At 34.1% G+C, this 14,309-nt stretch carries 16 protein-coding genes; 10 read left to right on the forward strand and 6 right to left on the reverse strand.

What is annotated here, in order from left to right:
- Positions 1 to 10 precede the first annotated feature (10 nt).
- The 4 genes from yaaA to BLW20_RS05700 all read right to left on the reverse strand — a co-directional run bounded on the left by yaaA (position 11) and on the right by BLW20_RS05700 (position 3,541).
- Positions 11 to 775: a peroxide stress protein YaaA gene (gene yaaA, locus BLW20_RS05685; RefSeq protein ID WP_091097279.1), complete on the reverse strand. Its 765-nt coding sequence runs from the start codon at positions 773 to 775 to the stop codon at positions 11 to 13.
- 27 nt (positions 776 to 802) lie between these two features.
- A complete protein-coding gene (locus BLW20_RS05690) occupies positions 803 to 1,789 on the reverse strand; it encodes a metal-dependent hydrolase (RefSeq protein ID WP_177165038.1) in 987 nt (328 codons plus the stop codon).
- Between the two features lie 53 nt (positions 1,790 to 1,842).
- A complete protein-coding gene (locus tag BLW20_RS05695; protein WP_091097283.1) occupies positions 1,843 to 2,322 on the reverse strand; it encodes an Lrp/AsnC family transcriptional regulator in 480 nt (159 codons plus the stop codon).
- A gap of 130 nt (positions 2,323 to 2,452) precedes the next feature.
- Positions 2,453 to 3,541: a M14 family zinc carboxypeptidase gene (locus BLW20_RS05700; RefSeq protein WP_091097285.1), complete on the reverse strand. Its 1,089-nt coding sequence runs from the start codon at positions 3,539 to 3,541 to the stop codon at positions 2,453 to 2,455.
- A gap of 283 nt (positions 3,542 to 3,824) precedes the next feature.
- Between BLW20_RS05700 and BLW20_RS05705 the strand changes: the two genes are divergently transcribed.
- From BLW20_RS05705 to fabG, 4 genes are read left to right on the forward strand one after another with little or no spacing between them, the layout of a single operon-like run.
- Positions 3,825 to 4,271: a helix-turn-helix domain-containing protein gene (locus BLW20_RS05705; RefSeq protein ID WP_143037739.1), complete on the forward strand. Its 447-nt coding sequence runs from the start codon at positions 3,825 to 3,827 to the stop codon at positions 4,269 to 4,271.
- The gene (locus BLW20_RS05710) at positions 4,271 to 4,939 is read left to right on the forward strand and encodes a spermidine synthase (protein WP_091097290.1); all 669 of its coding nucleotides are present in this window, start codon (positions 4,271 to 4,273) and stop codon (positions 4,937 to 4,939) included. The genes BLW20_RS05705 and BLW20_RS05710 overlap by 1 nt, the downstream gene beginning before the upstream one ends.
- Positions 4,936 to 5,829 (forward strand): transporter, encoded by an 894-nt coding sequence (locus tag BLW20_RS05715; protein WP_091097291.1) that lies wholly within the window; start codon positions 4,936 to 4,938, stop codon positions 5,827 to 5,829. Before BLW20_RS05710 ends, BLW20_RS05715 begins: the two co-directional genes overlap by 4 nt.
- A 53-nt stretch (positions 5,830 to 5,882) precedes the next feature.
- On the forward strand, positions 5,883 to 6,629 hold the full coding sequence (fabG, locus tag BLW20_RS05720) for a 3-oxoacyl-[acyl-carrier-protein] reductase (protein WP_091097293.1): 747 nt from the start codon (positions 5,883 to 5,885) through the stop codon (positions 6,627 to 6,629).
- Between the two features lie 126 nt (positions 6,630 to 6,755).
- Here fabG and BLW20_RS05725 read toward each other — a convergent pair whose 3' ends face one another.
- The gene (locus tag BLW20_RS05725; protein WP_218143511.1) at positions 6,756 to 7,391 is read right to left on the reverse strand and encodes a peroxiredoxin; all 636 of its coding nucleotides are present in this window, start codon (positions 7,389 to 7,391) and stop codon (positions 6,756 to 6,758) included.
- 116 nt (positions 7,392 to 7,507) lie between these two features.
- Between BLW20_RS05725 and BLW20_RS05730 the strand changes: the two genes are divergently transcribed.
- The 5 genes from BLW20_RS05730 (at position 7,508) to BLW20_RS05750 (ending at position 11,333) form a co-directional block, all read left to right on the forward strand.
- Positions 7,508 to 7,927, forward strand: coding sequence for an RrF2 family transcriptional regulator (locus BLW20_RS05730; RefSeq protein WP_091097297.1), 420 nt, complete (start codon positions 7,508 to 7,510; stop codon positions 7,925 to 7,927).
- A gap of 90 nt (positions 7,928 to 8,017) precedes the next feature.
- Positions 8,018 to 8,836 carry a 3-methyl-2-oxobutanoate hydroxymethyltransferase gene (gene panB, locus BLW20_RS05735; protein WP_091097299.1) on the forward strand — a complete coding sequence of 273 codons (819 nt, stop codon included), beginning with the start codon at positions 8,018 to 8,020 and terminating at the stop codon, positions 8,834 to 8,836.
- Between the two features lie 145 nt (positions 8,837 to 8,981).
- Positions 8,982 to 9,671, forward strand: coding sequence for an RluA family pseudouridine synthase (locus BLW20_RS05740; protein WP_091097301.1), 690 nt, complete (start codon positions 8,982 to 8,984; stop codon positions 9,669 to 9,671).
- A gap of 29 nt (positions 9,672 to 9,700) precedes the next feature.
- On the forward strand, positions 9,701 to 10,567 hold the full coding sequence (gene ypfJ, locus BLW20_RS05745; protein WP_091097303.1) for a KPN_02809 family neutral zinc metallopeptidase: 867 nt from the start codon (positions 9,701 to 9,703) through the stop codon (positions 10,565 to 10,567).
- Positions 10,568 to 10,619: 52 nt separating this feature from the next.
- A complete protein-coding gene (locus tag BLW20_RS05750; RefSeq protein ID WP_091097305.1) occupies positions 10,620 to 11,333 on the forward strand; it encodes a hypothetical protein in 714 nt (237 codons plus the stop codon).
- Here the strand turns inward: BLW20_RS05750 and BLW20_RS05755 are convergent.
- Positions 11,330 to 12,868, reverse strand: a complete 1,539-nt coding sequence (locus tag BLW20_RS05755; protein WP_091097307.1) for a YifB family Mg chelatase-like AAA ATPase — start codon at positions 12,866 to 12,868, stop codon at positions 11,330 to 11,332. The genes BLW20_RS05750 and BLW20_RS05755 overlap by 4 nt on opposite strands.
- A gap of 310 nt (positions 12,869 to 13,178) precedes the next feature.
- Between BLW20_RS05755 and BLW20_RS05760 the strand changes: the two genes are divergently transcribed.
- Complete coding sequence (locus BLW20_RS05760) at positions 13,179 to 14,309, forward strand: efflux RND transporter periplasmic adaptor subunit (protein WP_245725280.1); 1,131 nt, start codon at positions 13,179 to 13,181, stop codon at positions 14,307 to 14,309.

Genomic DNA, 14,309 nt, shown 5'->3' on the forward strand with positions numbered 1-14,309 from the left:
TACTTATAAACTACCTCGTAAAAACCCATTTGGTTTCAGTTGATAAATTCGCATCAAAACCATACCCTTCTACATTAAACTGTTTGATGTCTTCCACATTTGTAATGTTGTTTTCTGCCATGTAGCGAACCATTAATCCACGGGCTTTCTTAGCAAAAAACCCGATCATTTTCAGCTTGCCTTCTTTATAATCTTTAAATTCGGGCGTAATAATTTTTGCTTTTAATACTTTTTTGTCAACCACATTAAAATACTCATTACTCGCTAAATTTACCAGTACATCTCCCTTTTTAAAACCTTTGTTTAAAGCGGTTGTAACAGTATCTTTCCAAAAATCATAAAGGTCTTTTTTATTAGCAACAGGCAATTTTATACCCATTTCTAAACGGTAGGCTTCTATGGCATCTAAGGGTTTCAGTAAACCGTACAAGCCCGATAAAATCTGTAAATGGTTTTGCAGATAATCTATTTGTGACGCAGTAAGCGAATAAGCATCTAAACCGGTGTAAACATCTCCATTAAACGCAAAAACAGCTTGGCGAACTGTAGTACTCAACTCGGTTAGCTTGTATTTCCTAACTTTGTTTCGCTGCCAGTTTAATTCTGCCAGATTATCAGAAATCGACATTAAACTGCTTAAATCTGTTGGTTTTAATGTCTTTAACACACTGTTTATTTCTTTGCTTTGTTTGATAAAAACCGGTTTGGTATGTGTGCTTACAGGTAATGCTTTTTCAAAATCTAACGATTTTGCCGGCGATATAATTATTTTCATTTTTTTACACTATAAAGATTTATAAAGTTACTGATTTGTTATTCTTTCCCAAATATTTTTTAAGAGCATTAGTCCATCGCGTTTGTCTTTTGGAAGTTCTTTAATGCGGTATCCTTTTTTTGTTGGAATTAACTGATACGAAAAGGCAAACTGAAGATCGTTTGGATCATTTTTCAACAAGCCGAAACGCAAATCGTTAAATACCAAACCGTTTTCGTTTTTTGTTATAATGTACTGATTTTCGGAAATCTCTTTTAATCTGTTGATATTCTTATCTGAAAAATCCTGAATTAATTCTTCGTTTCGAGGAAAATAATCAAAATTCATTTTGTGTTCTTCTAAAATCGATCGATCGGAAAGATAAAATCCATTGGAGGTTTCAATGATGACATTCCATAAAAAACTATTTGAAAAAGTAGGTTTCGCTGTAATATTCTGAACTTTTTCTGCATATTGGTTTTCAAAATCGCCTACCGCTTTGTTTTTGATTATGTTTTGTGCTACTAATCCCCAAATCAAGTAAACGGAACTTAAAAATAATCCGGCATAGGTAAACAATTTTCTTTGGTTCTTTAATCCTAAAACAACACCCATTAAAAGCGGAACCGTATAAAAAACATCGACTACAAAAACTGATTTTAACGCTATTTTTTGTGGCATAGGCCAAAAAAGCTGTGTGCCCCAGGTTGTAAAAATATCTAATAATGAATGTGTAAGCAATACAAGAAACGTTGTGATGTATAGTTGTTTTGCCGATATTTCTCTAAACCAGCGCTTAACTAAAACGGTAATGAGAATGCTTAGTAACAAAAAGAAAATAATAGAATGTGAAAAGCCCCGGTGAATTTCTATTTCGGTTAACGGATCATTAAAAAGCTTTCCAATGTAACTATCTAAATCGGGCAATGTACCAACAATTGCTCCTAAAGCAATGGTTTTCTTTCGGCTGATTTTTTTATTCAAACAAAGATGGGCAACGCCAATTCCTAAAACAATTTGGGTAAGTGAATCCATAAAAAAACTGCCCATCTTGTGAATGAGCAGTTCAAAAATACAATATATTTCTATTATAAGTCTTTAAAAATAGTGTGCATTAAACGTTTTTTGTCATTAATGCTTTCTTCTAAAGAAATCATAGATTCTGTTCTGTAAACGCCTTCAATATCGTCAATCATAAAGATCACTTCTTTTGCATGACGCGTATCTCTTGCACGGATTTTACAGAATACATTGAATTTGCCTGTTGTTACGTGAGCAACAGTTACAAAAGGAATTTCATTAATGCGTTGCAACACAAATTTAGTTTGAGAGGTGTTATGCAAAAAGATTCCAATATAGGCAATGAATGAATATCCTAATTTCTCATAATCAAGTGTTAATGAAGAGCCCTGGATTATACCTGCATCTTCCATTTTTTTAACACGAACGTGTACTGTACCGGCTGATATTAATAATTTTTTTGCAATATCGGTAAAAGGAACCCTGGTATTGTCAATTAGCATATCTAATATCTGGTGGTCTATTTCATCTAATCGGAACTTACTCATATAACAATTTTTAATCAATTACTTTATTTTAATACAAGTGCAAAAATACAATGAATTATTAAAAATAATATAGGAAAGCATATTTATTTTTTACTTTTTAGCAAATCGTTAACAATTATCTACTAAATCGCTAAAGAATAGTTACTTTTTCTAACAGATTTTCTACGTCTTTTTGCGTATTGATAAGCACCTGATTTGCATCTAAAACCAAATGTGCGAATTTAAATTCTGGTGCAGAATCCCAGTCAATCTCAGGCGTTAAAACAAGGCTTCCCTTTACGAACTTTTCTTTAAAAACAACCGGTAATTGAGGGAACTTTTCGAAATCAGTATTGGTGGTGGTATAATTTTCTATCAGCAGATCAACAAAATTTTTCTCGTTTTCAGGGATTTTCAAATAATCAGCAACAGTAAATTTTTCATATTCTTTTGAAATAATCGCATTAAAAAGCTTCGTTAAACTTATTTCAACTAAATTTTGAGCCACTTTTCGTTGATAGTCATTAACTGCAAAACCAGCTTCAAACAGAATTGTTGGGACATTTAAATGCGTAAACATATCTCCAATACAGTTTATGTTGAAAGAATCATCAAACCTACCAATGGTATTACAGGCAATATCTTTTAATGAATTTGCCATTAAAGCAATTAACTGCATGGCAAACGTACGGGTTTCATTCAAATCGCAACTTTCATTAAATGCCGGCGCCAAAAAAGAGAGCGTTGCCGGGTTGTGACCTGATCCGGCAGAAAAAATGCTTCGTTGATCGTGCATATTCAGCGCTAGATTAGGTTGTACTTCTTCAAAAACAGTACGCAATAATTTAGATTCGGGTTGTGATAAATTCGCTGAATCGCGGTTTAAATCAACTTCATTTGCATTTACCCTTGTGAACATTTCGGCTCCATCGGGATTTAATATCGGTAAAAAAGTAAACGAAAAAAATTGCAACCAATGCAGGTACTCTTCCGCATTTATTTTTTTCAATAAATTGATTACCGCTTTGGTGGTTGTGGTTTCGTTTCCGTGCATTTGCGACCACAATAAAACCTTAAATTTTCCTGTACCAAAATCAATCCGGTAAATGTTTTTTTGCTGTACGCTTTTTCCTGCAACGGAAGTTTTAAAAACCGCCGGATCCAAATTTTTTAAAACTTGTTCTATATCACTATTTGTAATGTAACGCTCGTTAATTTCTTCTTGTTTTAAAAATTGCATAGTAAAAGTGCTGTTATTTTCTTGTCAAAGATACTATCTATCTTAAAATAACACATTCTTATCTTGTTTATTTTTGTAAACAACTAAATAATCAATTTAAATATTCAAAAATAAAACATAATTAAAATAATAAATATCAATATTTTAAATCAATACAAATAAACAAAAACTTCAATTTGAAAAATCGTTTACATTTGTTAATAAATAATTGTTTACATTTGTAAAAAACAAGCTATTTACAAATGTAAATTGCATTTAACCCTAAAAAAATGCCTTTTTTGATATGAAATTCAGTTCTCAATTACAGAAAATAATGCATCATTTTAGTTTAACAACAACCGAACTGGCTGATAAAATTACCGTACCGAAGGCTACTATTTCGCATTTAATTTCGGAACGAAACAAACCCAGTTTAGAGTTTATAATGAAGTTGCACACCCACTTTCCTACCCTAAATTTAGAGTGGTTGATTTACGGAAAAGAACCTTTTTTGATTACTGAAAATTTTGTCCAGAAAAACGAACCTGAAGAAAAACCGGTCGCTGTTTTAAATGAAAAAACAGATTTGGAAACAACACCTGAAATGGAAGATGAAATAGAAAGTCATCCTGAAAATATCGAACAAAATACATCTAAAAAAGAAGAAAACATTTTATCTTTCCAATCAAAAGAAATAGATTGCATTGTTATTTTTTATAACGATGGAAGTTTTAAACAGTACAAACCTTAATGAGTTTTTTAAAAAAATATTTTAGTTATTTAAATGTTATTCCCGTTCGAACGTATGAATCGGTTCATAGTGGTAGGTTAGAAATTAACTGGCTGAATGGGAAAAAAATTTTAGACACCAAAAACACCAACTACTCTTACGGCAACTTAGGCAAAGTTTTAAAAAAGGCTTTAAAACATACCGAAACCGATTTTATCAGTAAAGATCAATCTGTTTTGATTTTGGGCTTGGGAGGCGGTGACGTTATTAAACAATTGCGAAACAACTTTAAATCACAGGCACACATCACAGCTATTGAGATTGATCCGGTGATTATTGAAATTGCTTTTAATGAATTCGACATTATTCCCAATAGTCAATTAGAAATTATTAATAACGATGCCTATTTATTCCTTAAATACACTCAGGAAAAATACGATATCATTATTGTTGATTTATTTAACGATACGCAAATTCCGGAATTCGTTTTCCAGAATGAATTCATCAAACGGATCCATCAAACTTTAAACCTCAACGGAACCGCTATTTTTAATACCTTTATTCTAAATGATACGGATGAAATTAAAAACCAGAAGTTTTTAAACCGTTTGCAAAATAGTTTTTTGGTACAATCGTTTAAAAAGGTATATAGCCACAACCATTTAATTATAACTCAGAAAACAAGATGAAAAAGTATATTTATATAACATCGTTTATCATTAGTGCCCTAACCGTTAATGCCCAATACACAAAAGATATCAACACCAACCGCCCCAGCGTATCTATGGGTGCATACAGTGTTAGTAAAGGTATTTTTCAGATAGAAGGCGGTTATACCTATCAAAAAGACGATTTTAACACCGAAAAATATAACACGCAAAACAATGCACAGTTACAGTTACGATATGGTGAGATGTTTGAACAAATGGAATTTATCGCTGATTTATATTACACAAATTACAAACAAACAGATGTTAACATTAACGCTTCAAACAGCGGATTTAAACAACTTAATTTCGGTATTAAATATTTAATTTACGATCATTATAAATATTATGTAGAAAAACGCAATGTGTACAGTTGGAAAGCAAATCAACGTTTTAAATGGGGACGATTGATTCCTGCGGTAGCTGTTTATGTGGGTGCACAATTCAATTCAAAACACAATTTTTATTATCCGGAATTGCCCGAAACCGGCTTAAAAACAATGCTTATTGCCCAACAACATTTAAGCAAACGTTTCAGTATCACCTATAATTTTATAGGCGAAAATGTAACCGAAGAAGAATTTAGAAACCTTAGTTATATTGTAACGGCTTCGTTAGGTTTGAGTGATCGCTGGAGTATCTTTGGCGAACATCAGGGTATTTTTGACAGAAAATACCGGGGAAATACAATTCCGTTTAATGATGAGGCTTTTATAAAAGGCGGATTTACATTTAAACTACATCAAAATCTGCAATTTGATACCTTTGCCGGAACAAATATCAATAACGCACCACATAAAATTCAGGCAGGAATTGGTGTTTCATGGCGAAATCACAAAATATATCAGTTTAAAGACCCAACGGAATTGTAGTTATTTTGTTTTTTATTATATATTTGCCTGAAGTGCTAAAAAAAAAAATTTAAATGAAATTATTAGAAGGAAAAACTGCAATTATAACAGGTGCAACACGTGGAATTGGAAAGGGAATTGCTTTAACTTTTGCAAGACAAGGTGCTAATGTGGCATTTACTTACAGTTCATCTGATGAGGCTGCGATTGCTTTAGAAAACGAATTAACTGCTTTAGGAGTAAAAGCAAAATCATACAAATCTAATGCGGCTGATTTTAATGAAGCACAGCATTTAACAGATCAGGTTTTAGCATTTTTTGGAACGGTAGATATTTTAATTAACAATGCCGGAATCACAAAAGATAATTTGCTGATGAGAATGAGCGAAAGCGATTTTGACCAAGTAATGGACGTGAACCTTAAATCGGTTTTTAATATGACCAAGGCAGTACAAAAAACAATGTTGAAAAACCGTAATGGTGTTATTATCAACATGAGTTCTGTTGTGGGTGTAAAAGGAAACGCCGGCCAAGCAAATTATGCTGCTTCTAAAGCCGGGATCATCGGTTTTTCAAAATCGGTAGCTTTAGAATTAGGCTCAAGAAATATTCGTTGCAACGTTGTTGCTCCAGGTTTTATAGAAACTGAGATGACAGAAAAATTAGGCGAAGAAGTTGTAAAAGGATGGACAGATGCTATTCCTTTAAAACGAGGTGGCACACCAGACGATATTGCGAACACCTGTGTGTTTTTAGCTTCAGACATGGCAACTTACATTACCGGACAAGTTATAAATGTAGATGGCGGTATGCTAACATAAAAAACAAACGCCAAGAATCAAATCCATCATACAAAACAAAAAAACAGTAGTAAATATTACTTACTACTGTTTTAATACCTATTTTTTATTAAAAAAAACCTGTATCACTATCACTATTTTCAAAACTTATACATTAGGTTGTTTCACATAACGTAAATAAGGTTTTACCTCTTTTACGTCGCCAAACAATTCTTTAGCTTTCGTTGTATCAACTGCTGGTGTAACAATACAATCATCACCGTTAATCCAGTTTGCTGGCGTGGCAAGTTTATGTTGATCCGTTAGCTGCAAACTGTCAATAACCCGAATGATTTCATTGAAGTTACGACCGGTACTTGCCGGATACGTTAATGTTAGACGTACTTTTTTTGCAGGATCTACAATAAAAACACTGCGTACAGTAACAGTTTCGCTTGAATTGGGATGAATCATATCATACAATCCGGCAATATGTTTTTCTTCATCTGCAATAATCGGAAACTGTACCGATACATCCTGTGTTTCATTAATATCGCCAATCCATTGATTGTGGCTTTCTACACCATCAACACTAATTGCAATAGGTTTTACATTGCGTTTAGCAAATTCTTCTTTTAAGGCTGCTGTTTTTCCTAATTCTGTGGTACAAACGGGTGTAAAATCTGCAGGGTGACTGAACAATACACCCCAACTATTACCCAAATAATCATAAAAATTTAATGTTCCTAAACTTGTTTCTGCTGTGAAATCGGGTGCTATATCCCCTAATCTTAATGACATAATTTATTTTTTTATCGTTAATCTTCACAAAAGTAGTAAACTTTAAATTAATCCTCATCTAATCAATGAAGTTTATTTAAATAAAATATTGTTAATTTTGCTTACAGACTAATTTGTATATGTTATCACAAAAATCAAAATATGCATTAAAAGCATTGGGATATCTTGCTAAATTCCACGGTAATGGTCCGGTTTTAATGAGCACCATTGCCCGGGAGAAGAAAATTCCGTTGGCTTTTTTAGAAAATATCTTTCACGAATTAAAGAAAAAAGGCTTCTTATTAAGTCATCGCGGACGTTTTGGCGGTTATATTTTAGCTCAGGATCCTGATAAGATCAGCGTTGCATCAATAATTAGAATAGTAAACGGGCCGTTGGCAATGTTGCCCTGTGTGAGTCTTAATTTTTATACTACTTGCAACGATTGTTGCGAAGCTACTTGTGGGTTGAGAGGAATTTTTCAAGAAACACGAGATGCTTTGCTTAAAGTATTAGAAAATAAATATCTCTCAGATATTATTGATAAAGATCTAAAATAATTTTTTGCACACTCGTTTCTTATTATTTTCCATAATACGTTTATATGATCTTTTTTCTCTAATTTTACACGAACTAAACAACAAATAAATATGTCAGTTGCAAAAAAAGATTACAAGATAGTGACTACCAAGTCGCTTTTTGATATGAAACAAAACGGAGAAAAAATCTCCATGCTTACCGCTTATGATTACACAATGGCAAAAATTGTTGATTCTGCAGGTGTTGATGTTATTTTGGTGGGCGATTCTGCAAGTAATGTAATGGCGGGACACGAAACCACGCTGCCTATTACGTTAGATCAAATGATTTATCACGCATCGTGCGTGGTGCGTGGTGTGGAACGTGCATTGGTCGTAGTCGATTTACCATTTGGAACCTATCAATCCGATTCAAAAAAAGCATTGGAATCTGCTATCCGGGTAATGAAAGAAAGCGGTGCCCACGCATTGAAATTAGAAGGTGGTAAAGAGATCAAAGAAGGCATTAAAAAGATTTTAGGAGCAGGTGTTCCGGTTATGGGACATTTGGGATTAACCCCGCAATCTATTTATAAATTCGGAACATATACTGTTCGCGCAAAAGAAGAAGCCGAAGCCATTAAATTAATCGAAGACGCTAAAATGTTAGAAAAAATTGGGTGTTTTGCAATTGTATTAGAAAAAATTCCTGCAAAGTTAGCTGAACAGATTGCTAAAGAGGTATCTATTCCTATCATTGGAATTGGTGCCGGCGGAGGTGTTGATGGTCAGGTCTTGGTTGTTCATGATATGATTGGAATGACACACGAATTCAGTCCGAAATTTTTAAGAAGATACATGAATTTATACGAAGATATGACAAATGCCATTGGTCAATATGTTGAAGATGTAAAATCTAAAGATTTCCCTAATGCGTCAGAACAATATTAATTCATATTTGCTGTTAAGCAATTAGGTTGCCCAAAAATATCTATTTGTCAGGCTGAACCCGATTAACTTCGTTCTGTTCACAAGCTCTGGTCGGAGTCATGTCCGGAATGACATAAAGAATTTTTCAGACAACCTTTTTTATATCATGAAAATCTACTCTACAAAAGATAATTTACAAGTTTTATTTGAAGATAACCATATTATTGTGGTAAATAAACGTGTAGGCGATATTGTACAAGGCGATGAAACCGGTGACAAACCTTTAAATGAAGTGGTAAAAGAATACCTTAAAGAAAAGTACAACAAACCCGGGGCGGTTTATTTAGGGGTTGTTCACCGATTAGACAGACCCACCTCCGGAGTCGTATTATTCGCTAAAACATCAAAAGCATTAACGCGTTTAAACGATTTGTTCAAAAACCGTGAAACACAGAAAACTTATTGGGCTGTGGTGAAAAATAATCCTCCAAAAGAAAGCGATACGCTGATTCATTACTTAACCCGCAACCCCAAAAAAAACACTTCAAAAGCACATCTAAAAGAAGTTAAAGACAGTAAAAAAGCTATTTTAGATTATAAGATCATTCAAAAATTAAACTCTTATTTTGCATTAGAAATTAATCTGCATACAGGTCGTCATCATCAAATCCGCTGTCAGTTGTCAGCTATTGGCTGCCCAATAAAAGGCGATTTAAAATATGGTTTTGACCGCAGTAATCCGGATGGAGGCATTCATTTACACGCACGAAAATTAGTACTGACACATCCTGTCACAAAAGAAAAATTAAAAATAATTGCACCGGTTCCTGACGATATTATTTGGAAAAACATATAAAAACAGTAAATTAGATAAAAATTTAAGATATGAAATGGGAAAGAAGAAAATCAGAAGGTTTTGAGGATCGTCGTGGTATGTCAGGCGGTGGTAAAGCAATTGTTGGCGGTGGTATCATTGGTATTGTTGCCTTGTTGCTAACCATGTTTGGCGGTGAAACTGGTCAGGTTATCGGTACCATATTAAATCAAACACAAGGTACCACACAATCGTCTGAACAAGTTCAAACACGGGAATTGTCTGAAGAAGAAATCACCTTAGGACAATTTTCTGAAGCGGTATTTGTTTACAACAACGAAACATGGGCACAAATTTTTGCTAAAAACGGACAAAAATATCAGGAACCCGGAATGGTTTTATTTGATGATGGCGTAAACACAGCTTGTGGTTCGGCAACATCGGCGGCTGGTCCGTTTTATTGTCCGGCTGATCAAAAAGTTTATATGGATTTGCGTTTCTTTGAAGAATTACACTCCCGGTTTGGTGCTCAAAAAGGTGATTTTGCCATTGCTTATGTAATTGCACACGAAGTGGGACATCACATACAAACTTTAGTAGGAACCAATCAACAGGTTCGACAAGCACAACAAGGAAAAAGTAAGGCTGGAGCCAATAAATTATCTGTTGCTCAGGAACTGCAAGCAGATTTTTATGCGGGAATCTGGGCAAGTTACAACAAAGAAAAACTGGAAGCCGGCGATATTGAAGAGGCTATTAGTGCCGCACAAGCAGTTGGTGATGATGCCATTCAAAGCAAAATGCAAGGGCATGTACAACCCGAAACATTTACCCACGGAACATCGGCAGAGCGTAAGGCTTGGTTTATGAAGGGTTATAATACAGGCGATATCAACCAAGGTGATATTAATACTATTTACAAGAGTATTCAATATTAAACGGTAACTATTTAAAAAATGCTTCGTACTTTTACAGAGCATTTTTTATTTTATGAATTACGAAATCGATCAACAAAAATTATCTGAACAAATCATCTTAACTGCAAGAAAAACGGCGGTTGTTAGCGGTTTATATATTTTACTTGTTTTTATAATTGTCTTTGTTCTGTACGCTATTGGATTATTCCTGCTATTTGATTCGCCTAAAGAATTCTTCAGATTATCAAACCCTGTGCTTGTTGAAGAGCTGCTTGTTTCAAAAGCTACCGAAATAATGCTTTTAAATATGGGTGTTAGTATGCTGATGCATTATTTTTTAAGCGGCATTTACGGCATCATAAAAAAAGGATTGGTTCTTCCCTACTCTGATATTAGCAATGCTTTTAAAAGTATTTTCAGTAAACAAGGGTTAAAAGTACTCAATGTAATTGTACTGGTTCAAATGGTAAGTACCGGTTTTTCTTATTTGTTAGATCTTGCCGGTTTTTCACTGGTTGGTTTTGGCATTAGCCTGTTGTTACAATTTTTAACGTATTTTGCCATTCCTGCAATTTATATAGCTAATTCAGGTGTAAGAAAAAGCATTCAAAAAAGTATTTCGTTGGTAAATCAAAAACCGGGCTTTTTAATCTTCTTTATTAGTGTTACGTACTTTTTATCATTGATTGGAATTTTATTTTTGGGAATAGGGATTATTTTAACCTTACCATTAAATTACATTGTTGCATATAGTTTATACATACATATTAGCGAACAGATTGATTAAGCGTTCGTCCACAAATCACGGTCTAAACTTCGGTACTGAATAGCCTCTGCAATATGCCGGGGTTTTATTTTTTCAGACAATTCCAAATCGGCAATAGTTCGGGCAACTTTTAAAATCCGGTCATAAGCCCGTGCTGATAAATTTAATTTATCCATTGCTGTTTGCAGCAGGTTTAACGATGTTTGATCTAATTCGCAAAAAGCACTTATTAATTTGGTAGGCATCTGTGCGTTGTAGTGTACACCGTTATACTCTTTAAATCGGTTTGATTGAACAGAACGTGCCTTTATCACTCTTTTTCTGATTTCTTCACTTTTTTCAGACGTTGATTTTTCAGCCAATTTTTCAAACGGAACAGGGTTGACTTCAATGTGCAGATCAATTCGGTCTAACAAAGGGCCTGAAATTTTGTTTAAATAACGGTTCATCTCTTGAGCTGATGATTGACTTAACCCCTTATCGTTCATAAAATAACCACTCGGACTTGGATTCATACTTGCCACCAACATAAATGACGACGGGTACGAAACAGTAAATTTAGCTCGCGAAATGGTTACTTCACGGTCTTCTAACGGTTGGCGCATCACTTCTAAAACCTCTCGTTTAAATTCGGGCAATTCATCTAAAAACAACACACCGTTATGAGCCAGAGAAATCTCGCCCGGCTGCGGATAACTTCCTCCTCCTACCAATGAAACACTTGAAGCAGTGTGATGTGGTGAACGAAACGGACGTTTTTTTATCAAACCCACATTTTGGGCTTTGCCCACTACGCTGTGTATTTTAGTCGTTTCTAAAGCCTCGTCTAAAGTCATTGGTGGTAAAATACTCGGCAAACGTTTTGCCAACATCGTTTTTCCTGAACCGGGCGGACCAATCAATAAGATATTATGCCCTCCGGCAGCGGCAATCTCTAATGCGCGTTTAATATTTTCTTGTCCTTTTACTTCTGCAAAATCCAATAAAGAAAAATCATTATCTATATTAAAAACTTCGTCCTGAAAAATTGCTGCAGGTTTAAGTGCTTTTTTTCCTTCAAAATGATTGATTAAATCGGCTATATTTTCAACCGCATACACATTCAACCCTTCTACAATTGCAGCTTCCTGAACATTGTGCTGCGGAAGGAAAATATCGGTAAAGCCATCGCTTTTTGCCTGAATTGCAATAGGCAATGCTCCTTTAATCGGCTGAACTGATCCGTCTAACGATAATTCGCCCATAATCATGTTATTAGTAAAATCGTTTTTTTTTAACTGCCCAGAAGCTGCCAAAATCCCAATTGCCAAGGGTAAATCGTACGCAGACCCTTCTTTACGCAAATCGGCAGGCGCCATATTTATGGTTATTTTTTTTCCTGGTAACTGATATCCAATATTAGATAAAGCCGCTGCAATACGGTAGCTTGACTCTTTTACTGCATTGTCAGGCAAACCAACTAAATGGTAGCCAATACCTTTATCAATATTAACTTCGATAATTATTGTAGTTGCATTAATGCCAAAAACTGCACTACCAAATACTTTAACAAGCATAATTAATGATTTTCTCAACTTTAAATATAATAAATTATTCAGATATTTGTAGATATTTTACACAAAAAAACCACGGTAAGCTCTTTATAGACCTATTGATTGATAGCTCAGTCTTTTAACAATACATTAGCAATTTTAAAAGAAATGTCATTATTATTCAATACCTTAGATAAATAAAATTGCTAATTTTTTCTAAAAATGACTGTTAATTATTGTATTATATATAAAAATGGCAGTATACTTGAAGGTAATCAGTTACTTAGTAAAACATATGATGAACATACAGATATTAAATAAAAAAAATAAAAAATTGAAAGCAACACTTTATGCTGCACTTTTAATTGGTAGCGGATTTTTCTTTTCGTGTCAAAATACTATTGGCGCAGATAAAGATTCTTCTAACGACTTAACGCTTCCTGCTATAAAGATTGATACCACAACAGCAATTATTACCAAAGATTACATGGGAAGCATTGAAGGTAAAATCAATGTGGAACTGCGTCCGCAAGTAGAAGGTATTTTGCAGGAAATATATGTAGATGAAGGTGATTACGTTAAAGCTGGTCAGCCATTGTTTAAAATTGATGCATCGGCTTATAACGAAATTTATAATAACGCACTTGCCAACGAAAATGTTGAAAAAGCAAAACTTAAAAATGCCAAATTAGAAATCGATCGTTTAAAACCATTGATTGATAACGAAGTAATTGCACCAGTACAGTTAGAAAAAGCAAAATCTGACTATGAGGTAGCAAAAGCATCATTAGCAAAAGCATCGGCGGCTGTGGGATCTGCCCAAATTAATGTTGATTTCACTGTGATAAAAGCATCAGTTAGCGGATATATTGGACGAATACCTAAACGTGTGGGGAACCTTGTGTCTAAATCTGATAAAGAACCTTTAACTTATTTGTCAGACGTTAGTGAAGTTTATGTATATTTTGCTATGAGCGAAAGTGATTTTCTTCATTTCTCTAAGGCACAAAATTTAGAAAATGATTCGTTAGCAACTCAAACTTCATTAGGAACACTATTGCCAAACGCGTCGTTGATTTTAGCCGATGGAATTGAGTACAAAGAAAAAGGTAAAATTGATGCCATTAGCGGGCAGATTAATAAAAGTACCGGAGCTATTTCTTTGCGTGCAAGTTTTCCAAATTCAGAAGATTTAATGCGTTCTGGTAATACCGGAACCATAAAAATTCAGGAAACCCGTAAAAACGTGATTCTTATTCCGCAAGAGATTACCACAAACATTCAGGATAAAACATTTGTTCATTTATTAAATAAAGAAAATAAAGTAATTCTGAAAGAAATTAAAATCGATGGTATTGCCAATAAAGACTTCATTGTTTCTGATGGTTTAAAACGTGGTGATGTCGTAATAAAAACCGGTTTCAATAAGCTTTCTGAAGGAATGCGAGTAATTCCCCAAATCTAA

The organism is Paenimyroides marinum, from assembly GCF_900108395.1.
GTDB classification, from domain to species: Bacteria; Bacteroidota; Bacteroidia; order Flavobacteriales; family Flavobacteriaceae; genus Flavobacterium; species Flavobacterium marinum.